General features: G+C 42.8%; 18 protein-coding genes. 2 read left to right on the top strand and 16 right to left on the bottom strand.

Annotated features, from left to right (window positions below; genetic code table 11):
* The first annotated feature begins 385 nt into the window (after positions 1–385).
* Together mutS and fdxA are read left to right on the top strand one after the other, a co-directional pair.
* The gene (mutS, locus tag B4K26_RS05845) at positions 386–3,523 is read left to right on the top strand and encodes a DNA mismatch repair protein MutS (RefSeq protein WP_296244108.1); all 3,138 of its coding nucleotides are present in this window, start codon (positions 386–388) and stop codon (positions 3,521–3,523) included.
* A 107-nt stretch (positions 3,524–3,630) separates the two neighbouring features.
* On the top strand, positions 3,631–3,954 hold the full coding sequence (gene fdxA / locus B4K26_RS05840) for a ferredoxin FdxA (protein WP_045452504.1): 324 nt from the start codon (positions 3,631–3,633) through the stop codon (positions 3,952–3,954).
* 110 nt (positions 3,955–4,064) lie between these two features.
* Here fdxA and B4K26_RS05835 read toward each other — a convergent pair whose 3' ends face one another.
* From B4K26_RS05835 to B4K26_RS05760, 16 genes are all read right to left on the bottom strand, one after another.
* Positions 4,065–4,466, bottom strand: coding sequence for a pilin (locus B4K26_RS05835; protein ID WP_296244106.1), 402 nt, complete (start codon positions 4,464–4,466; stop codon positions 4,065–4,067).
* A 290-nt stretch (positions 4,467–4,756) separates the two neighbouring features.
* A complete protein-coding gene (locus B4K26_RS12820; RefSeq protein WP_313630985.1) occupies positions 4,757–5,149 on the bottom strand; it encodes a prepilin-type N-terminal cleavage/methylation domain-containing protein in 393 nt (130 codons plus the stop codon).
* A gap of 297 nt (positions 5,150–5,446) precedes the next feature.
* Entirely contained in the window at positions 5,447–5,875 is a 429-nt protein-coding gene (locus tag B4K26_RS05825; protein ID WP_296244104.1) for a type IV pilin protein, read from the bottom strand.
* A complete protein-coding gene (locus B4K26_RS05820; protein WP_296244102.1) occupies positions 5,875–6,480 on the bottom strand; it encodes a type IV pilin protein in 606 nt (201 codons plus the stop codon). Before B4K26_RS05820 ends, B4K26_RS05825 begins: the two co-directional genes overlap by 1 nt.
* Positions 6,473–10,459 carry a PilC/PilY family type IV pilus protein gene (locus B4K26_RS05815; RefSeq protein WP_296244101.1) on the bottom strand — a complete coding sequence of 1,329 codons (3,987 nt, stop codon included), beginning with the start codon at positions 10,457–10,459 and terminating at the stop codon, positions 6,473–6,475. The genes B4K26_RS05820 and B4K26_RS05815 overlap by 8 nt, the downstream gene beginning before the upstream one ends.
* A 43-nt stretch (positions 10,460–10,502) precedes the next feature.
* Positions 10,503–11,426, bottom strand: a complete 924-nt coding sequence (locus B4K26_RS05810; protein ID WP_296244100.1) for a pilus assembly PilX family protein — start codon at positions 11,424–11,426, stop codon at positions 10,503–10,505.
* Between the two features lie 50 nt (positions 11,427–11,476).
* Positions 11,477–12,586 (bottom strand): PilW family protein, encoded by a 1,110-nt coding sequence (locus tag B4K26_RS05805; protein ID WP_296237964.1) that lies wholly within the window; start codon positions 12,584–12,586, stop codon positions 11,477–11,479.
* Positions 12,586–13,143 (bottom strand): type IV pilus modification protein PilV, encoded by a 558-nt coding sequence (gene pilV, locus B4K26_RS05800; RefSeq protein WP_296244099.1) that lies wholly within the window; start codon positions 13,141–13,143, stop codon positions 12,586–12,588. The genes B4K26_RS05805 and pilV overlap by 1 nt, the downstream gene beginning before the upstream one ends.
* Positions 13,143–13,619 (bottom strand): pilus assembly FimT family protein, encoded by a 477-nt coding sequence (locus tag B4K26_RS05795; protein ID WP_296244098.1) that lies wholly within the window; start codon positions 13,617–13,619, stop codon positions 13,143–13,145. The genes pilV and B4K26_RS05795 overlap by 1 nt, the downstream gene beginning before the upstream one ends.
* Before the next feature lie 321 nt (positions 13,620–13,940).
* On the bottom strand, positions 13,941–14,756 hold the full coding sequence (locus B4K26_RS05790; RefSeq protein ID WP_296244097.1) for a ComF family protein: 816 nt from the start codon (positions 14,754–14,756) through the stop codon (positions 13,941–13,943).
* Between the two features lie 27 nt (positions 14,757–14,783).
* The gene (locus B4K26_RS05785; RefSeq protein WP_296244096.1) at positions 14,784–16,259 is read right to left on the bottom strand and encodes a phospholipase A; all 1,476 of its coding nucleotides are present in this window, start codon (positions 16,257–16,259) and stop codon (positions 14,784–14,786) included.
* Between the two features lie 300 nt (positions 16,260–16,559).
* Complete coding sequence (locus tag B4K26_RS05780; protein WP_296244094.1) at positions 16,560–18,737, bottom strand: protein-disulfide reductase DsbD domain-containing protein; 2,178 nt, start codon at positions 18,735–18,737, stop codon at positions 16,560–16,562.
* A gap of 80 nt (positions 18,738–18,817) precedes the next feature.
* Positions 18,818–19,288 (bottom strand): protein-disulfide reductase DsbD N-terminal domain-containing protein, encoded by a 471-nt coding sequence (locus B4K26_RS05775; RefSeq protein WP_296244092.1) that lies wholly within the window; start codon positions 19,286–19,288, stop codon positions 18,818–18,820.
* Positions 19,289–19,685: 397 nt separating this feature from the next.
* Positions 19,686–20,225 carry a type II secretion system major pseudopilin GspG gene (gene gspG / locus B4K26_RS05770; RefSeq protein WP_409521348.1) on the bottom strand — a complete coding sequence of 180 codons (540 nt, stop codon included), beginning with the start codon at positions 20,223–20,225 and terminating at the stop codon, positions 19,686–19,688.
* 432 nt (positions 20,226–20,657) lie between these two features.
* Positions 20,658–21,860, bottom strand: coding sequence for a type II secretion system inner membrane protein GspF (gene gspF, locus B4K26_RS05765; protein ID WP_296244090.1), 1,203 nt, complete (start codon positions 21,858–21,860; stop codon positions 20,658–20,660).
* Between the two features lie 78 nt (positions 21,861–21,938).
* Entirely contained in the window at positions 21,939–23,009 is a 1,071-nt protein-coding gene (locus B4K26_RS05760) for a hypothetical protein (protein ID WP_296244089.1), read from the bottom strand.
* Positions 23,010–23,158: the final 149 nt, after the last annotated feature.

Here is a 23,158-nt window from a genome sequence, read left to right as displayed (position 1 = left end):
GCCGCCTTAACATAACAGTCATCACCGACCAAGTACCTCTCAACAAATCACCTTTGAACAAAGTTGCTCTTAACAAAGCACCTCTGAACAAAGTACGGACTAATAAGGCACTGACTAATGATGCGTCGCTTAATGAAGTATCGCCCAATTAAGTGTGCCGTCATTATATATGGTTATGACGCCGATGGATACAAGAGTAGCGAGTAGATATTTGCCGACGTAAAAAGGTCGCTGAACGTGTTAAAATAGCGCCTATACCCTTAATTCAACAGCTTTTTCGCGCCATTAATAAACGCAACTATCTGATAGCTCTCATCGCTAATTTATTCTAAAAAATACCCATTGTGTCTAAGCAAACCCATTTAAGCATCATAAGAGATTCTGCATGACCGTAAAACCATCCGCGCAAAACCCTAACGCCTTAACATTCGATACATCTGGCCCTTTAAACGCTAAGCACGTAAAATCACAGCAAGTAAACGGCGATCAGTTACTAGTCGGCGATGCTATTTATAATTTAGCCGACCATACGCCAATGATGGTGCAATATCTGGCCATGAAAGCCAACTATCCACAAGCATTATTGCTGTACCGGATGGGTGATTTTTATGAGTTATTTTTTGAGGATGCCAAACGCGCGGCGCAAATACTCGATATCACCCTAACTCGCCGCGGTACGGATAAAGCGGGTAACACCATTGCGATGGCAGGCGTGCCGTTTCATGCCGCTGATAGCTATATGGCGCGGCTAATTGCCGCTGGGCAAACGGTCGTCGTCTGTGAGCAAATTGACGAATCGACAAACGCTACATCCAATAATCCGACCATGGGCGAGAAGCAAAAGAAGGATAAAAGTAAATCGGCGGCAGGTAGTATCATGCGCCGTGAAGTGGTTAAAACCTTGACCGCTGGAACCATCACTGATGACGCTTTAATTGCGCCCAATCATACGCCAACCGTCGTTGCTATTGATATTGCACTGCCAAAAGCTAATAGCAATCAGCCGCTACAAGCTGCGATTAGCCAAATGGACTTGGCTGCTGGGACGTTAACAACGCAAACACTAAACGCCAGCTATAATAACAGCCATAACGATATCGAAGGGTTACAATCCCAAATTCTGACGGTACTGGCACGCTTTGCGCCAAGTGAATGTATCATTAGCGAAGCACTCAGTGAAAAAGCTGGTGAAAACTGGTCGTTGTGGCTACGGCAAAATCTTGACTGCCCTATTATAGAAGTTGCTGCCAATGACTTTCATCGTCAGCATGCCAATGAAACCCTTTGTCAACAGTTTCAGGTGCAACGTCTCGATGGCTTAGGGATTAGCGATGTACCGTTAGCTCAATCTAGCTGTGCAGCTCTTATTCATTATGCACGGCAAACCCAGCAACGTCATATCCCACAAGTCAATCAACTCATAGTCGAGTATAGTGACGATTATCTAATCATTGATGCCAATAGTCAGCAAAATCTTGAGCTCTTTACCCCCGTTAGCAGTAATGGTACATCGCTGATATCTGTGCTTAATCACTGCCAAACCCCGATGGGACGTCGCTTGCTTGTGCAACAAATGAAGCGCCCGCTGCGGCAGCATGCGCGTATTAATTTGCGTTTAGATGCAATCACTAGTCTTTTGCAGAAAACAAATCAAGCTGACGAAAATAAGCGGGTTAATGAAAACTTAGAAAATGATTTATTGGTCAGCCGCCTACGCGAAACGTTAAATTCGATTGGCGATATCGAGCGTATCACTAGCCGAATTGGTTTAATGAGCGCCAAGCCGCGTGACCTGCGTAAATTGGCTGACGGTATTAGAAGTAGCGTTCAGCTGAGCGACTTACTGAGCACTGCCAGTATCAGCCATGAGCAAGCAGGACTGTTGCCCATGCTGATGCAGCAATTGCCGGAGCAGTTACCTGCGGTACAATCTGTCGCCGAGCTGATTGAGCGCGCTATTGTCATAGAGCCACCTGCTCATATCCGAGATGGTGGCATGCTAGCCACGGGCTATGACGAAGAGTTTGACCGCCTCACCCACTTGCATGACAATATCCAAGTAACGTTAGATGAGATGCTAGAGCGCGCGCGTATCGATAACCAATTACCAAGTCTAAAAGTCGGCTTTAATAAGGTCAGCGGTTTTTATTTTGAATTACCTAAAATGCAAGCGAAAAATACCCCTGCGCATTTTATCCGTCGGCAAACGTTAAAAAGTAGCGAGCGCTTTATCACCGATGAACTAAAAAACGTTGAGACCGAATATCTAAGCGCGCAGTCATTAGCTCTAACTCGTGAAAAACAGCTGTATCATGAGCTGTTAACCATATTAGGTAGCCACTTGGCTGAACTGCAACAACTGAGCGCGGCTATCGCGCAAATAGATGTGCTCAGTAATTGGGCACATCTAGCAACGTCTTATAACTGGCAACGCCCTATAATGAGCAATGATTCTAAAAATGGCAATTTTTCAAGAAATGGCCGATATTCGGAAAATGATAGCCAAACCAGCATTGATATCAAGCAAGGTCGCCATGTCGTCGTTGAAGCGGCATTAAATCCTACCAATACTCAAAATACTGTTAATAGCATTAATCAGAGCAACAGCATTCAACCCACGAACCATTTTGTCGCCAATGACTGTGCGCTCGGCAGTGATGATTATCCTGAGCGCCTACTTATGATTACTGGCCCTAATATGGGCGGTAAATCGACCTATATGCGTCAAACCGCGTTAATTGTCCTACTTGCCCATTGCGGCAGCTTTGTCCCAGCAGCTAGCGCTCATATCGGTGACATAGACCGAATTTTTACCCGAATTGGCTCGGCTGATGACTTGGCAGGCGGTAAATCAACTTTTATGGTTGAGATGATTGAAACGGCTAATATTCTTAACCAAGCGACTAATAAATCGCTGGTACTCATGGATGAAGTCGGTCGCGGAACGGCAACCACGGATGGACTAGCAATCGCCCATGCTTGCGTCAACAGGCTAATTGATATTGGTTGCCTGACCTTATTTGCCACTCACTACTTTGAGCTGACAAAATTGGCGCAAAACTATAAAGAAAATAGCGGAAGCAATGAAAATTTTATCCGCAACGTCCACGTCGCCGCTAGTGAAGTCGATGGTCAACTGCTGCTACTGCATCAAATCAAGGACGGCGCGGCAAGCTCCAGCTTTGGATTGCATGTGGCAAAAATGGCGGGGATTCCTACGCAGGTATTAAATGATGCTAAACGGTATTTAGTAGATAATTTAAAAACTGAAAGTGTAAAAACCATTGATGATAAAAATGAATTAACTAAGTCAGTAAAGGATAAAAGAGCACAGGCGTATCTTAGTGAATCAAAGAAAATGAAGGAAGACAGCGTTCGCCCAAGTCAAAGCACTACTACCATTCCACAGCAAAATCAAATATTTAGCTTACAAGAAGAGCTTGCAGCGATTAATCCTGACAACCTAACACCAAAGCAAGCGCACGATTTACTTTATCATTTAAAGGAAATCATTAGTCATTAAAGGGATTTGTCAAATAGTGGCAAAAGCGCTAAAATACGTCTTATTTTTCAGCTAATGTACTTACAATCGTAATTGTACTTTGCCAAACCAATAACAGGTAGACCACTATGACCTTTGTCGTTACAGATAACTGCATTCTTTGCAAATACACCGACTGTGTGGAAGTCTGCCCTGTGGACTGCTTTTATGAAGGCCCGAACTTCCTCGCCATCGACCCTGATGAGTGTATCGATTGCGCGCTATGCGAGCCTGAATGCCCCGCCAATGCGATATTTTCAGAAGATGAAGTACCAAAAGGCCAAGAAGTGTTTATTCAACTAAATGAAGAGCTGGCGCAAAAATGGCCAAACATCACCGAGATGAAAGGTCAATTGCCAGAGGCTGAAAAGTGGGATGGTGTGGAAGGTAAGATTCAGTATTTGGAGAAGTAGCTGGCTCTCTAGAACTGCTCAATATCTTTAGACAATAAAAGACCACCTAATAGCAATATGCTGCTGTTAGGTGGCTTTTTTTACAAATTATTAAGTAATGAGATATGGAATTAAGGCAACACTACACAAGGTGTGCCATTAGGAATATCACATTCGATACGAACATTTGATGGCGCTTTTGCTACAGCAACAATTTTTTGCTGCGTAGATGGTGTCCACCCTGTAGCGTTAGTAATAGTTTCGCAGGCGCTTATGACTGGAGCAATAGGTAGACTACTATTATCCTGGTCATTAAGTTCATAAAAAACATTATTACCATAGTTTTTTGCTTCAGCCAAACAAGAGTTACTTTTGGCTTCGACAATGTACTGATTATACGTGAGAATCGTTATAGCTGCCAATATACCTATGATAGCCACAACGATCATCGTCTCTATTAAAGTAAAGCCAGATTGAGTAGATAATTTACGATGTAGGTGACAATTTCGGACAGTTAGCGAGCAAAATTTCATAGCATTTTATCAGTTACAGGTTTAATAACTAGGGTGCAGAGATTGTACCAAGTGGCTTTGATTTAATAGGGTGCTGCGTTATAGGGTTTTAACCCATCTTTTACGTTTTGATAATAGCTTGAAATTTAATGATAAGATGTTTTACCTTATTCTAAACACAAAAAAACCAAACAGGGCGTTTGGTTTTTTTGGATATTAAACGAGAGTTTTTGTAGATCGGGCATTTTGCCCAGCATTGTAACTTTGTAGAGTTTAAGCTGAGCTAAAGCCGTAGACCATACTCGATTATATTACTCTGCATTTTCACCAGTAGCTTTAAACGTACAAGTAGCTCCAGCTTCGAGATCACAGTTAACGTATTCTTGACCGGCCTTAGCATTTTTAGTTTTGGCAGTGATGAAACGCTTAGAAGTCCCGTCCATAGCTACCTTATCTTCTGTAGCAGCATTTGTTATGCTATCACAAGCCCCTACATTAGGTGCTACAACATCTATATCTTTACTTGGGTCAGTTAGTGCGGCTAATACTGTACCCGCATATGATTTTACTTCAGCTTGACACGCAGCTGCTGAAGATTTTTGAGTATAGTTTTGATAAGCAGGGATGGCAATCGCTGCTAGAATACCAATGATAGCAACAACGATCATTAGTTCGATTAAGGTAAAACCTTTTTGAGCGTTCATAGACTTGTCCTTTAGGATCATATGGCAGCAGAGTTATTGTCTCACTGCCAGTTATAAATTTATTTACTTCTTACTTTAAATGCTGCATATATCGTGCCAAATTTATAATTATAGCTACTTTATAGCATTATTCATTGATCTAGAAATATTATCTATGATTTTTTAGCTTTATTCTTAAGTTAAAAACTTTAAACCTTTCGCTTTGCTACTATCAAATTACTGAAGTTGTCACATTAATTTTATTTGACAGCAAATCGTAACTTCTAACTGACAATTTTTGTCACTTGATAGAATGATTTATCTCCATTCATCGCCAGTGCCGCATGCGGAATCTCGGCATTTAAGACCCTGATGATTAAGCGTGAGCGTACCGTCACTCGCCATTCGTGAGCCTGATTTGGGTTTAGCGCTGATTTCCCATTGGGATGTTAGCGGATTTGGGGAAAAAGTGACCTCATATAGCGGCTTGTCGGCTGGATAGTCGCCGCCAAGGCCAGTTAATAGATCATTGCTATAACGGCCTTGCGCCAACTTTCGGCCCTCAATTTGGCTCGCGATATTTTGCATCTCGCTCATCATGTCTGCACGAATACCTTTTTCCAGATAATCTTGATAGCTTGGATAAGCGATCGCAGATATAATACCAATAATAGCGACAACTATCAGCAGCTCTATAAGCGTAAATCCCCGTTCATCATTTACATCTATCGTATTATTTATCATCATTACCACACCTGAGCATTATTACCACAGTCTACTGACTTAACTGTTATAGCGTCCTTTGTCATACATCTACGCCCAGTGCTAGTCAGCATGAGTTTATGAGCATTTTTAATATACCGATCAGTATTCGGTACTGCCACCATTTTCCATGACCTCCCTGTGACATTATCTACACCTGGCGCTGTTACTAAGCTCTTAGGCGTGCCACTCGTATCTCCATCGACCAAAGTAATACGATAGGTATAATCGTCACCACTACCAGCAGGAACATTAATAATAGTGTCATCCGCGTCTGCATAACCGTAATCAGTATCGTCGCCGCTATCTACTGTTTTCGGTACAAAGCCTTTATAAGTTAAAGCCTTAGCGCGCCACTGTTCAAGCTCAACTTGTAAGCTAAGCATCTTTGCTTGTACCTCACGCTCCGCATTGATAATGACATAATGGCGATAGCTTGGGATAGCGATTGCCGCTAAAACACCAATGATAAAAACGACGATCATGAGCTCAATCAAGGTAAAGCCTTGTTGTTGCCTGACGCTAGGGTGACCAGAACGCGGACACGGAAAGCCAAGGACACAACTCTGTCGCTCACTTTGCCTAATCATTTAAAGGATCCACCGTTTGCTCATACCAGCGAGTGTTAAACAACCGATAGCTTAAGCTGTTTACCTCGCCGCCCCCTGAGCCACTACCGCCTTTTCTATTAGGAACACTGACACCAAAGCAGCTACCCCCAGGGCATATGGTATCTAATCCTGGGCCCGTCGAGGTCAGCGGTCTGCCAGTGTCATAGTCTATTCTACTATCTTTATCTACCAACTCACTAAAGGTTTGTGTTCCCAATAAAACGCGAGTGGTCGGGTTTTTGGGATCAAAAGCGCCAAATGCCAACTCTTGAATGCCCTTTCCTGCTCGTACAAATCCGCCTGTACCGTTGAGCGCCGTATCATTATCTGGTGCTTTTGTTTCGCAAATACCGTAAGGCAAGCAATACATCTGACGCTCAGAGCCTCCCACCACTTGAGCAGAACAGCCACTGACTTCATCGTATTTCATCTCAGGACTATAGGCTGTCATATAATATACATCTCCAATGGCCAATCCATCGCCCATCGACTTGACGTTTTTTATATTACTAAAACCATCAAATAAGTTGAGTGGATAGCTCCAGCCTTGCTGGGTAGCAGCATTGGGACGCATAGACGCTCTTACCACTTCTTTGGATCCCATCGACGATTTATAGGGCAGCTCAGTTAAATCTGTTAAGGTGAGATCTTTAGTAATTATGGTTGCCGCTTCATCTTTACCATATAAGCTTTGTTTGGCTATATCACGGTCTATAATTCCAAACAACCGATTGGACTCTTTTGCGGCATTATCCCGAAGTTTAGATAAAGGATTGCTTCTATCGCCTGATGCGATGTTCATTACCGCAAAGAGAACGCCTGAGTCTTTATGAAAACTGACTGAAGGCTGACCATAAAAGCGATACTGCAATCCTTTTGCCGCAAGCGCTTTAGAAGTTGTATCGCTTAAGCTGTCCCCACTGGTATTTAATACTCTAATTATACGGCGCGTAAAGTTATTGATACCAGTACTACTACTGACGGCTTGACCATTTCTCAGATCTACACGAAACACTTGACCCCCTAGATCACCAAAGTATAGATGATCGATAAGTCCGTCATCATCACGATCTAATGTGGTAATCTTACTAACCACGCTGTGTTTCATTTCATCCACTTTGATATGCTTACCGGAAACACCAGAAGAGCGACCAGAAATAGACCACAATATCGCGCCGGTTTTCGCATCAGCGATATAGACTGCGTTACCATCTGCTACTGGCTTATTTTTACATTCTGAAAATTTATTATCGGCACTATTAAGCTTAAAAGTAGGGTCTTCATAGCACTCATCATAGCCTCCACCGAATACGATGACGTCTTTAACGCTACCTTTACCTGATCCTATTTTGACTTTTCCGGTAACCGGTTCGCTCCACGCCATCCCAAGGGCTTGGTAACCATTTGAAGTATTGTCAATACTAAATAGCATTTTAGGATTATTAAGTTTAGTGACATCTATGCCGTACAAGCCTTTACCGCCTTGACGTAGTCCACCATATATATACAGCTCCTCAGCAGTAATCTGACCAGATGAGTTGGTACTGGTTCTGCTAAAGTCATATTTATAGCTGCCTTTTGTCGTCCACGGGGCATCAACCCCAAATACGGGAGCATTAGCAACGGTACTGCCCGGTTGCAGGGCTGCGATTTGATTTTGTAATATTGTCTTTGGTATAAAGGCCAGACTTTCTTGACCGGTCTGTGCCGATGCAATATGTAACGCACCCTCCATGGAGCCAAACATGACATAATCATCGCGACTAGCGTCGTCATTGGAGACCATTCCTGCATCGTCATCTATCACGCCATCGTTGTCACTATCTTTATCTGTGGCGTTAATATTTGCACCATAAGAGATCAATGCAGGTCTTGAATGAATCACGCCGCCTAAAACTTTAATATCTCCTGGTGGATTGGCAATCAACTTTTCAAGCTCTTTTTGCACACCACGCGCAGAATTATTAATACGATCAGCTTCCGCTTGGGTAGCACTAACGTCATAGCCCAAAAAGCTAAGTAGATACAGCTTGGTTAATGTGGTATATGAATTATCAAGCTCATTAGCACCAAATCCAACCAATTTGCCATCAGTGACGCCAACCCTGACCAGTTTAGTCGAGCCATTGATAGTACTCTCAACATAGACATTTCGAGTGGTATTGTTGGCTTTTTTGGGCGCGGTTAATTGTGCATAAAACCCACCTGCGGTAATTCTATCATTGACATTTACGGTCGCCCCAGCAGCATTGGTGATCGTCTCGTTCTCTTTACTCCAGATGTCCTGAGCATCAGGGTTGAGATCATCTGGAAAGCCGCCTTTATTGTCGCTATCGATATAGAGCCTTTTGCCGCCTTGACCAAATAGTGTGCCTTGCTCGACGTGATATTTTTTAAGATTACCAGGCCAGATGGCAATATCACTTCCTACCTTAGGCTCCAGCATGGGCAAATAAGCATAGGGCTTGACGCTCAAACTGCTCAATGGGTCTTGAGGAACGGTGATGGTTCCTGCTGGAATACTGGGCAGATCCATCTCTAAGTCCTGAATGACGGACAAAACACTACCGACGATGTCTTTGGTGTCTTTAGCAAAATAAAACCCACCCTGACCATAGCCACCGACATTATCAAACTTGCCCGACTCCATGCCTAAGTTACAAGCATTTCGAGCATCAGGATTACTAATTGGTATCTTGTTACAATCATAATATTTTTTATTGTATTTATAGGCTTTACCGTCACTATCTTTAAATTTATCAATTACGCGCTCAACTGAGATATAGTTATTAGGGTCATCAACAGCAGTAAAATCATAACCAAATCCCACCATAGCGGTGGTGACTTGGCGCTGGGTACGAAGCTGGGTTGCAAACTCACCCATACACTTCCATTGGTCTCCGCTGTCATTACCCTCCAATAGTTCACTCGAACACTGAATATTATTCGATACATTCAATGCTTGTTTCATCATCTTTTTTAGGTTAGATTGATTACTTATATTATTAGGAAAGCCATCTGTTAGCAGATATACACCTTTTGCGCCGCACTGCTGCGTTTCAGGGGCGATATATTGATTGTTTCTTACGATAGATGAGTTATTCGTGGATCGCATACCGCTATAATCAGATCCTCCATTATAAGTACTATTGCCTAACATATAGGCAGCTGCTTCTGTAAATGCAGTTGCCATAGGTGTGCCACCTGAAGGGTCTAGCCCTCTTAAAAACCCATAAATCTTTTCTTTCTGAGTAGCATCCAAAGGTTTTGCAGCAACCTTAATTTGACCTTGATAGCTGTTATAACCAAAAGCCCCGATACCCATAATGATGTCTTCATTGACACTGTCAAAAGCTAACAGCTCTAACATAGCTAATTTAAGCTTAGACATTCGATCATAAACTCTTTCGCCATTTTTCTCACAGTACTCCAAACTTACGCCATTGATAGTTTCGTAAATGGGATTATAGTCTTCTGCATAAGTAGTATTGGATTTTTCACTCATAAGACAATACTGTTTATCTGCACCGGTTAAACCTGGCACAGTATATTTTTTGAAACTACTTTCATAAGTGAAATCATTTGGTATATCTGCTTTACTTATGTAATTCCTATATGTAAATTTACCAATACCTATAAAACAAAGAAAACCTTCACATCTAGAAGCCTTATATATATCTTGACGCTGATATACATCGTCTTCTTTAAAGCTATATTTACCCCACATACTCCCTGACTTATCAAGCATCAAAGTGAGTGTTGGTTTATTAGATTCTGTGCTCGGCTGGTAGATTGTCAAGTCCCCAAGCTTATTGTAGCGTTTATTGCCAAACCCATCATCACTCGTTCCAGCTTGACTAAGCATAGGAAGAGTCAGCAGCATTGCCCCTATAGCCATCGTCAACGTAGTCGCTCGAAACGGTCGACGCGGACACTTATTAGATTGACTTGTTTTCATGACGATTCTCACTATATTTGATATATAAGATCTAATACGATTGCTATTTAGAACTACCGTTTGCGGTGACATTTAATATTTTTTGGCACTCATCGCTTATTTTGCCGCTACCCTTACCAAACTTGATGCATTTTTCGGTATTGTTCATATTCTCTAGCTGAACCTCGCCGACGATAACCTTAGCTGGCACCCCGATTTTAGCCAAGCACTCATTACGAGTTTCACCGAAATAAGTTATCTCGCTAGTATCATCATTATCCACACCTGAAGCGATAGCGCTGGCATTCTCACTAGGTTTTTTGAGACACTCTGTAATCTCACTGTCAGAGGCGCTCGATAATGCTGGCAAAAACGAAGTAGAGTGAATCCGAAAATTGGGTGAAGAACTGGCTGCATTGTCTGAGGTGATGGATTGTCCTAAAGGTACGTGCCCAAAAGGCGTTACTGGTATAGATACAGTGTTTGGTCTAGTTACTGAAACTTGTGTCATAACGTTTTGTCTTGCGTTAACAAAATCCTCAGCGTTATTTACTTGACAAAATCCGCCTGAAGCATTGGCTCCCCCTATCAGCTTGCTTTTATTAGAAGGCGTTAGCACCGTCGCCTCTGACATACTAAAAAAGTAATTCTTTCTTGGGCGATAACAAAATACGACTTGGTCACCACGGTTAGAGGTGGCGCCAATATTCATAAAGTAGCCAAAAAAACCAAGAGGTCCTAATAGCTTTACACTTTCATTTTCGTATTTTGCCTCATTGATGATATTTTCAATATTCTTATTAGTATTGTCTGAAGAGGTCAATAATAGAGTGTCAACTTGTTCACTCGTTGCTAATCTTAAAGAAGTTATACTACTTTTAACTGCAATAACGCCTACTAAAATAATAAGCATTAAAAACAATAACACGGCAATGAGCGTGGCTCCCTCTTGAGAGTGACTGATCTGACAGTTTGAATGTCTTTTCATAGTGCAAATATCCAAATAAAATAACCTCAACACGTCATACCCAAACTGCTTTAATGATTGATATTTCTTAACGTGACATTGGATTCAACTACTGTTCTGATATAGTTTTTATTTAAACCTGATTTAAGGGTTAGCTTATTACCTAATACATTGAATGCTGATGGGCCATCCTCAGACAATACGGCATTTCCTGAACGCAGAATCAATCCGTACTTAATTCCAACAATAACAGGCTTTATACTCGACTCTAAACCAAGATACTCCTTAACGGTGTAATAACGTAAAGTAGTATCACCTTTTGGTGTACTGGCTAGAGTTGGATCTTTTTTAGTCATCAGCAAAATATCAAAATAATCTACATTGGTTATGATTTCTTGACCTGTATCACTGAAATCTCGGATACTATTGTTAGTTGTAAAATTAACAGAAGTCGGAAGCTTTTTTTCTGGGATACTTTGCTCCCTATAATCATCCATTATCTCAGTAATGTACTTGCCAGCGTCACAGTATAAAGACAACTCAGAGGGTTTAGATGGGTTGGGCGCTTTGAGATAAAAACGCTCTATAACTACCTGACCATCAATGGTCTCTAGAACACCACCAACTTTTACCTGTCTCGGTCCTAAAGCTAGCCTTCCTTCACAATCATACATATTTTGTGGCGCGCGGTATTGAATGGTGAGCTGTCCACTTTTTAGATTAACGCTACTTACGCCAGTCCACTCATTGTTTTTACCCGTATCGGTTTCATCACCTGTATGAGTAAGTAAAGTAACTTTTAGTGAGTTACCGTCTAGTGTAATGTCCTTAAGACCATTTGTATCAATGTCATCTGGATTTTTTAAATTATCGAGCTGCTTTTTGTTGTCATTATCTTTGGTTGCATTATTAGCGCTCGTTAAAACAATACCTGAGCCCGGCTCGTTATCCTTTGCTTTATCAGATAACCCCAACCCAGCAAGACGAATCTTTTGTTCAATCATTGGTGTATTAAACACTGTATTTTCAATTACATCAGAAGCACCAGACTGAATACCTGCTGTCTTAGTATTAATAATATAGACTTGCATGACTGCTGCAGATATCAATAGCCCTAATACCAGTGATATCATCAGTTCTATTAGCGTAAACCCATATTGGAAATTACACGAAGTTTTCACTAGTAAGCCTCCATAATTAAACAGCTTGAGCCTAACTTATATGCGCCGCTATCATCTCCGCAAGCATGCTTATTGCCCTTACTAAGTATAGGTAGAGTGTTACCCCAAGAAGTGATGACACACTGTCTCGTATTGATATTTGTCATTTCCGGACATGTCGTCATATTTAGCATAATATCTTGTCCGCATGCTAAGTTTGCAGCCTTCCACGCACTTAGTGCAGCAAGTTCTGAGGGAGAGCACGAATCTTTCTTACAACTATCTTTACTAAACTTACTACTTTCTTGGCGAACTTTAGTACAGTAATCTATAATATTGTTGCTGTCTGCGTTAAGTGCATTCAGCTCTTTAGTAAAGTCTTCAGCGCCTGAGTTATTCAAGCGTATATTTTCCGATAGTTGCTTTGATATACTCATTGCTCGACTTCGATTTAAGCTCTCATCTGTTGCTTTTAATGCGTTCATTTGTAGGGCACTAAAGCCGAGAACCGCTACGGCCAACAATAGAACCGCAACTAATACCTCAACCAGTCCAACCCCCCGTTGATGCTGACGCATTAGCAGGTTCCTCCAAGCTGACTAGTGACTTGCCCAATTGCGCTGACCATCACCTGACGCGTAGCCGCCGCTAAGTTACTATCACAAATGGTTATAGTTTCTTCATTGGCAATTTTATAGGACTGGAACTCTACATCATTCCCAGTGATAGTACTCTTAGTATTGTAAGAATAGCTTGCAACGATAGTAGAGCTTGTATCTTTTAATTCAATCTTAATCATGTGCTCATTGTCATCAATTCCTACCTTAATATCCTGCCTGCGAATCAAGCTTTCAGCACGTGCCTCTTTTAATGCGTTTTCTAAAATCGCAGTTGTCGACTTCACGCGCTGATTGGCCAGCTGCGTACTAATATTAGGAGCCGCAATACTAACAATAATAGCAAGCACAGCAATCGTCACCATCAGCTCAATCAGGGTAAACCCTGAGCTGGCCATGCGTAACTTCTTTGCTACGTTATTTTCAGAAACCTTCACTCAAATCCCTATTTATAGCAACCATTAGTATGATATTTACGGTAGTAGCGAGTATTCAAAATTCATGCTAATGCATTTAAAAGCCAATCAACATATTCATCCCTAGCTATGCAATTCTTATTCCACAAAATCAGCTCGTTTTATAGTAGAAAACTTACCCCAACTCACGTTATATTTTTATCTTTCCATACAGCCAGCTTACATTCACTACTTATAAATAGCTGATAAATAACCAAAAAGTTAGTTAAAATACATTGGTAATATAACGTTAAGATAACATATTAGCAACACAAGACTTGTTGTGAAAGGACGTAATTAAGTTTAAGTCTGACTTCCATGCGCTAACGCATATGCAGAAATATCATATTGATTAGAAGTGGAAGAATTAACTCCCGCTATCCCTTTAGATTGACTGCTTAAAACACGGCCTAATGCTTGCAAACTCGCACCTGTGGTTGCTACATCATCAAATAATAATAAACGCTTCACGGGAGGTGTTTCTACTAAAGCAAAAGCGTTGTCTAAATTACCTAAACGTTCGGCACGCGTTAGCCCTTGCTGGCTCACGGTATTGTCGATACGCTCTACGCCATTCCACAGAGGAATATGCCAATGCTTAGATAGCTGCGCGGCCAAAATACTGACAGGGTCAAAGCCCCGTTTAACAAGGCGCTGCTCTGTCGTTGGCATCGCGACCACGACACTATTGTCATAATGACAGCCGTGTGGTCTGGGCAACTGGCGTAATACATGTAGCAATAGCGGCAGCTTGGTCATGTCTTCGTGATGTTTAAAGGCGCGAATAGCTTGACGTATCGGATAGTCGTAATAGGTCGCTGCTTGAATGAATAGTACTTTGCCAGCGGCAATATCAACGTCAAAGGGTTTCGGCAGCCAGACGATACTGTGATGGCAACGGGTGCAAAGCAATCCGCTGTGAAAACGGCCGTTAAATCGTTGACGCAGTTTAATAAAAAGTGATTGCTTGTTTGGCGAGTTGTTTGGCAAGATCAGTGAGGAATGGTTTTGTAAGAGCTGTGATTGCGGCGTACTGCGATAAAGACGGCACAACTGACAGCGTATGTCTCCATACTCTGCCAGCCATAATCCGGTTTGATAAGGCGCTAAGTGTCGCATCACTCGGTGCCCATCGCTGCGTTTATCCTAAAAACCTTTCCAGTCATTTAGTACGATACCAAAACCAATCGAAGTATTTTCGTGGTTATAATCAATAATAGACTCGCCGTAACCTTGGAATAACTGCACAAAGCCATTGACGTTTTTGGTTAATGGGTAGATATAGTCAATCTGCGCGGCGCCTTTATGGGTAGCTGGATTGTAGCGCAGCGTACCACTCAGACTCTGCTGTTCGGGCAAATCATACAAGAACTTTATATCACCATAGCCCATGTAGTCTTCGATATCTGGATTATCCTCACTACTAGAACTCTCATTATTGACGCGAGCCCATAGGCGCGGTATCACTGATAGCTTGCCCCACTCTGCGCCTGCCATCAAATAAGCACGGTTCCACGAGCGTGATAAGGGATCATCTTGGCCGTTTGAGTGGTGAATCGCACCCACCCCTAGCATACGTAGACGACCACCAAAAGGCAGATCCGCTGTCACGGGCTGGGTTAAGAATATCTCAGGCTGATAATCGGTGGCGCGAAATGGCCGCGAGTTGTCTTCGTTATACACCTGCCAGTGCGACTCTTGGGTATAGCCAAACCATAAATCTGCGCTGGTATCAAACAAATCTTCCATCACTTTGGTCTTTAAAGACAGCTGGAATTTTAGCTCAGTATTACGTACATCATTAGAAGTAAAAGGTTCTTTCTCCTGTGATGGTGTACTGGGGCCTAAATTGGGATCAAAGGTATAAAAAAGTGGCATAAGATAAGTGGGGCGATAAGGTCTGACCGTCCACGTGCCGCGCTCGCTGTTTTTATCCAAATCATAAGATAAACTAAGCGGGGTAAATTTTTCGATATCGGTTTGGGTGACACCGACGTTTTCTAACACTTCCGCTTCTCTTTGTGTCAGTCCAACCGTATCCAAACTTTCGCCATCGGCTGATGCACTATTCGCCGCGCCAGTAGCCACAGTATTACCCTTTGCCGAGATGGTGGTATTTTCTTCTACAAGGACAACTTGCGGATTACCAGCAAGGGTACTTTGCAAGGTTTTTGCCAAATCAACAGGCTGTTTGGTCGTCACATAGCTCGGTGTTTTTCCCTGCTCAGCGACTTTATCAAAACAGGCCAAACGTGCGGCACTGGTCTGTACTTGGGTACACTCGTAAAATAACTTTGCTTGCTCGGCGACAAATTCTTTACTGATAACTTTGTCACTTTGGGCGGCTGCGTTCGGATTGACGACGCGCTTACTCACATTCTCTGGAGAATTATTATTTTCATACTCAAATGCGATAGCCTCTACAGGCAACTCTTCGTAGCTTTCGTTGCCATGGGTTTGAGTGCTATTGGCAGCATAACCTTGTAGCGTAAAACAAGAAAGTGCCATACCAACGGCCATCGTTAAATAGCGCTTAGAGCACGTAGATAGCTGAATATTGTTGGTTCTACACGCTTTGATAAGCGCTGACGAGGGTCGCTGTGGAGTAATATGAGAAAACATAAATGTCCTTTATCTCACTGACATGAGCGCCAGCAGAGTATATGTAATAATTAATATAGCCATTAGCGCGAATGCTAAAATAAAAGAAGAACTAAAAGAAAATCAATAAATGTGGAGGTGCAAGGTAGCGCTTACTCATAGTAGTGCGCCTTTAGCAATGTTGCTTTATTGTAATGAAAATAAGTGCACTATACTAGCGTTATCGCTGTCTAATAAAATTGAAAAAACCAACGCCCTATTATCAATGGACGTTGGCTTATTTACGTTAAAAATAATGTGGTATTGATTTAGATTAAATGATTAATTCAATGCCGTTAAGGTTTGCTCAAACTCAGCGCGGCCAATTTCACCCACTTGTTGATTGACCAATTGCCCGTCTTGATAATAAAGCAACGCTGGCGGGCCAAACAGTTGATAGCGCGCTAAGATGGCTTTAGAGTCGGCTGTGGTTTCGGTGATATCAAGTCTGACCAATTGCCAATCTTGCATTTGCGCAGGACGATTATGAAATAAGTTTTTATCCATAATACGGCATTCAATACACCATTCGGCAGTCACATCGACCAGCACTTTAGGATTGGCAGCGATAATGGCATCTAACTCAGCTAGCGTCGTCACCGTCTTATCTGTTGCCTTATTTGCAGGCGGTTGACCAGCAGCCGTTTGCATTATTGGAGCAGCGCCTGACGATGTTAATGATGCCAGCGGATGCAAGCTGTCATTGTTACCCAATGCCGCGCCGACGATTAAACAAGTCGCCCAAATACCAGCAATTAACCCGAGCGCTTGGGTCAGCATACGACCTTTGCCCAACCAGCTCCACGCCCACGTCGCGACCACCATAAACCAGAGCGCCCACACCATTAGCATCACAGGCGAGATAAAGACGCGCTCAATTAATAATAACGCCACGGCAAAAAGCAGTAAAGTAAAGCCCTGCTTGACCCAATTCATCCACTCGCCCGCTTTTGGCATGATTTTACCTTGGGTCGCGCCAATTAAGATAAGCGGTGCCGACAAACCAAAACCTAACATAAATAAGGCAGCAAACCCAAGGAGCGGACTGCCAATCGTTGATACTGCCAATAGCGCGCCAAATAAGGGCGCTGAAACACAAGGCGATACCACGAGTGCCGATAAAAATCCAGCGATTAAACTGCCGCCTGTGCTACCAAGTTTGCTATCTCCCGCTTGGCTTAGACCTTGCATTTTACTGCTAATCGCTCGCGGTAAGCGGATGTTAAACACACCCAGCATATAAAGCGCTAACAAGACAAAAACGATGGCAAAACTAATCAAGATAACAGGGTTTTGCAGCCAACCAATAATGCCTAATGATTCACCAAATACGGCAATGGCCGCACCTAAAATACCGTAAGCGGTGGCGACACCAATAGCATAACTGGTCGTTAAAATGACCCCTTTTTTAACTGTTGGGTTTTGCTGGCGAGCGACAATATTGGCGACAATCGGTAGCATTGGTAACACGCATGGCGTCAATGCCAAGCCCAAACCTGCTAAAAACAATAACACCAGTGCCAACCAGGGATGCGAAGCCAAACCAAAAGGATCTCTATTAATCGCATTATCGCCCGTAACGATATTGTTCGTTGCTGCGCTATCATTGCTATCGTTTGCTGCCGCAGAATTATTTGTTACATCGCTAGCTATTGTCTGTTCATCAGCACCAGAAATCGTATTGGTCGCACCAAGCTCCCCGTCTAGAGCTTCGTCATCTAACAAGGCATAATCAATTACTTCATCATCAGTCAAGGATTGCTCTGCGGCAAGGTTATCAGCGTCAGTCGTAACTGTAGATAACTGCGCAGATACTGCATTGCTATTATTGCTCGCAGAATCTGGAGCTGTATTACTTGAACTATTGGCTGCCGATTGTGGCGCGGCAGCGATATTTACCGTCGTTTTTATCTTTTCCGGCGGATAGCAAAGTCCGGCTTTGGCACAGCCCTGCCAACCTATCGTCACAGCAGCATTTTCTATGCCTTTGCCATTACTACTGCTCAAAATGGTGCTGGCGACCATATTAGCTTGGTCAAACACCAGTACTTTCCCAAAGGTTGGATCATCAATGGAGACTGGCTTTTGGCTAAAGGTGAACGGCGCAGCGGTGACGCCAGCAGGCAGCGTTAGCTTAATTTGGTCTTTATAAACATAATGCTCAAGTGTGATGTCAAAATTAATGGCTAATCGCGTGCCATTATTGGTAGGTTTGCTGCTACTGCTAACTTGAAACGCTTCATCAACGGGCAAAAATTTCGGCTGGGCCGCACTTTTATCACTGCTAAACAAATCGCCTAACCCTGCCGCTTGCGATGCGACTGGCGCAACCGCCAATCCTGTAGCAGCCAATCCTGTCAACAGTGAGCTGGTGGTTAACACAAATGCCAATAGACAAGATTTTTTTGAAGAGTTATTTTCCGCTAATGACGGGGATTTTTCTGCGGTCTTAATGGACATGAAGGGCTACCTATTTATTACCAATATTCGAATTGACCAATTCACTGTCTATTTACATGGTTGCTTCTTTACGTTGCTGTTTATTTACGTACCTTGCCAATGTTTACCGTGGTTTTAATTTTCTCAGGTGGATAGCACAGTCCGGCTTTGGCGCAGCCTTGCCAGCCAATGACTACTGGGACATTTTTTGCGCCTTTACCATTATTGGTGGTGAGCGTAGTGGTAGCAACCACATTTTTTTGCGTAAAAACAGGCACTTTACCAAAGGTGGGGTCGTTAATGGTGACGGGCGATTGACTAAAGCTAAGTGGCGTCGCACTGATGCCCTTAGGAAAACTTACCGTCAGCTTGTTTTTATAAACGTAATGCCCGGGCGTGATATCAAAGGTAATCGATAACTGCGTGCCCTTAGACGTTGCTTTGGTCACACTGCCCACTTGAAAGGCTTCATCAACGGGCAAAAATTTCGCTTGCGCGGCATTATTGTTGCCAAACAATTCGCCTAGACCTGCCGCCTGCGCGCTCAAAGTCGTCATTGATAAACTTGTCATCAACGAGGTGCTCATAAGCGCAATTATCAATAAATGAGATTTTCTAGAAGGGCGTTTATTGATGACAGTTGTTGAAATTGCTGTTTTTATGGACATAGATAACTACCTTTAGTGACGGGTTTTAATAACTGACTATCGTAAATTCACTATAAAAAACGCAGTGCTATTAAGAGAAATTTTGCGCCGCATCGAGCTATGTCGGCACAGCAAGCAAGCAAATAAGCAAGCAAAATTTATCCCAGGAGCGCTTTTGTACCTATTTTATGCTTTAATAAAAAATATCAACCAATAATGCCTTATTGGTTGATATCTAAAAAATTTAACGCCGCTTTACTGCATAAAGTGTGATGATGAGAGAATAACTTACTGCTCATCTCTAATCATTTTAAGGCTAAGCTTATAGCTGGGCATAAATATCCGCATCCTGCCCTTCGCCGCCTTGCTGCCCATCAGCCCCCAACGAAAACAAATCATAAGGGCGACCTTCGCTACCCGGAGCGACATACTGCAATTCGTTTTCCCAACCATCGGTCGGATAGCCGCCTTTGATATAGCCGCCATCAGGATAGTTTTTGGCGTCGGCAGGCGGTGTGGTTAAGGCTTCTAAACCTTGCGCGGTGGTTGGATAACGCGAATTATCAACCTTGTACATATCAAGCGCATTGGATACCGTCGCCAGCGCCGTTTCAGTGGTTTTAACGCGTGCTTTATCGCTTTGCCCAACTACTTTTGGCACGACCAAACCTGCAAGAATGGCCAAAATCACAATCACCACCATAATCTCAATAAGCGTAAATCCAGACTGGCTATGACGCAATAACGGACGATCTTTCAGCGCAGTGGTCGTATTTTTATTCGTATTTTCTGCCTGAAACTTATCGTTATTCATAGCGTTTTTTGGCATCGTCTTTACTTGCATCGTATCAATTGTAGTCATCGCTTTTGTCATCGCTTTTAGTATCAGGTGATATAAATAGGGAAATGGCTTATAGGAAAAATGGCGTTCAGAGCGCATTAAGTTACTCGATAAAGTCAGTGGCTGTAAATTAATGAACACCAAACCGATTTATCACTATAAACCATGCTTTTATTTTTATCCAGCGCTGCAATAGTTTGTTATGAATCTCGACTTTTATGGATACGAGCCATAAGAGAGTGGATAACCGCTAACTTTATAAAAGGTTTATAAGTAAAGCTTTTGACGAGCGCTTACTATAGCGTGATGATTGACTGTGCTCTAGTAAAAATACGCCGCTGTCAACAATCTACAACAGTAAGCAAGGCTTAAGAAAGTTAACGGAAGTTTTAGCAAGAAATAGGTAATCATATTTGAATTGAATGGAGATAAATTAAAAAATTTGAGTGTATATTAGCCTGCTAAATCGTTCATATTCACAATCGGTAGCATCACTGCCATCACGATAATCATGACCACCACGCCCATCAGTACTAGCATCAAAGGCTCAAGTAACGATAGCAAAGTGCTGATAAAGTTGGTTGCTTCCGCTTCTTGCATAGTAGCGGCGCGGCTGAGCATGTTTTCAAGTTCGCCTGAATTTTCTCCACTTTTAATCATTTGCACCATCATTGGCGGAAAATAAGTGGATTTTTCTAACTGACTCGACAAGCTCGAGCCTTCTGTCACTCTATCAGCTGCAGTGATAATGGTTTTTTGAACGTGTAAATTGGTCGTCACTGCCGCGCCAATATGCAGCGCCTCAATCAATGGCACCCCTGAGCGCACCAATATCGCAAGCGTACTGGCAAAACGCGCCGCATTAAGCCCTTTTGACAACCTAGCCAATATTGGTAGTCTAAGCACGATACTGTCTATCGCTAATTTACCTGCCTGCGTTTGGGAAAAGCGATAAAATAAAAACGCCGCCCCTGCCATTATCAGCAGCATTAACCACCACCACTGAGTAATGATATTTGATAAGCTCAAAACAATTTGAGTAATTAAAGGCAGTGCTTGCTCAGATTGCTCAAAAACTTTGACAATTTTAGGAACTACAAAGCTCATCAAGCCCATAATTACCCCAACCGCCATTACCATCAACACAATTGGATAGACCATCGCGCCTTGGATTTTCTTTTGTAGGGCAAAACGGTTTTCGGTGTAGTCTGCCAATTGGTTGAGAATTAAATCTAAATGACCGGACTTCTCCCCTGCCGCAATGGTAGCAATATAAAGAGGCGGAAAACTGGCCGCTTGCTGTAACGCACGCGCGAGGCTCAAGCCTTCTAATACATGCGAGCGAACGGCAAGCATAAGCGATTTGATGTGGGTTTTTGGCGATTGTTTGGCGACGGCAGCGAGCGTTTCTTCTAGGGGAATACCGGCGGCAAGCAATACGGATAATTGACGCGTCAGCAATGCCAACTCATAAGCCGATGGTTTCTTATAGCGGCTTTTATGTTGACTTTGTCTGTCATTAACTGCATTGACTTCAACGGGCGTCCACTGCTTATCGCGCAGTTGCTGGCGTACTTGGCGCGCAGAGTCGCCTTCTATTAGGCCTTTTTGAATACTACCATGATCGTCTAACGCTTTATAATGATAAGCGGGCATAGCAGCAAGTGTCCTAGGGGGTCAATTAGAAATGATAATCAGCAGGATTTTTAAAATAGATTTTAGAGAATAAATGCCTTAAAAAAGCGGCGTAGAATCATTGCTATCCGGCATTAAGCCTTGTAATAATAAAACATCTAAATGCTGTTGTTGCAATTTTTTATCAAAGTCATTGACCTCAGCAATCAGCATTCGCTCGATACGCTTGTCACTGGCAAAGACGCTAAGGCGCGCGCAAATAACCGCCAATTGATAAATACGTTTTTTGCAATAACCATCCAAGCCTTGTAGCAACCTCACCATATGCGGCGTCTCAAGACTGGCATACTCATAGTCACTTACGACCTGCTGACTAAGTGCGGTAACCCCATAACTGATAGATAAATGGGCGCAAAAATAGCAACTAAATAAGTAACCAACCACGTGACCGATATAATAACCGCGGTCATACGTAAAACTACTGACACCAAAGTGCCCAAGTACATAACTGTTTACGCTGCCTTGGTCTAAAATAGGTTTGCCATGTTTGAGCTTACCAACGGTAGGGAAACGTAGCGGATTATGACCATCTTGTGTCGTCAGCTGCCAACCTGCGGGCTGCTGCGCTGGCATATGGCGGACGATATCTTCGATAATATCATCGACCACGTGCAGCTGTTGCCATAAACGCTCTAGCCCATCGGTATCCATAAGACCACGTTTATCAAGCTGCTGCGCCAATAAATATTGCTGATATTCTGCAAACTGTGTTTTTAGCGTTTGCACCAAATACGTAGGACGGGTAGCGGCGGACGCCATATATAGCTGACGTGTGCGCTCATGCTGACGACGATAAAGCGCCACTCGCTGTGCAGCAACACTAGTTTCGCTGCTGTTCGTTTCGCTACTATCCATTTCACTACTGGCAGTATTTAGATTTGCTTGCTCAGAACTTAATTCAGCATTTGGCAAAATAAACAACGCTAGCAACGCCGCCTTATCAAGTGCGGGCGTGACATGATTTTTTTGTTTGTTTTTCGCCATACGCTGTTTGTTTTTCACCTTACCTTTAACATCTTTTTTACCAGCGTTACCGGTCGGTGTTGCGGGCATAGTAGTGCTATGTTGGCTATTTGAGGTCACGGTTGGCTTGGCGGTCGGTTCAGTCATAAAATACCATTAGCTGCAAAAATAAACTTCGCCCAAGTTATCCTAAGTTACTAGGAGATCAGTATTTATAACTAACTACTTACAGGTAGCAGTTATCATACATTACAATAAAGTGCGCTAAAATCTCACACTGGAACTTGGGCGACTCA

This window comes from Psychrobacter sp. UBA6766 (assembly GCF_002453355.1).
Taxonomy (GTDB): Bacteria; Pseudomonadota; Gammaproteobacteria; order Pseudomonadales; family Moraxellaceae; genus Psychrobacter.
This window is presented reverse-complemented; position numbering and strand designations above follow the sequence as displayed.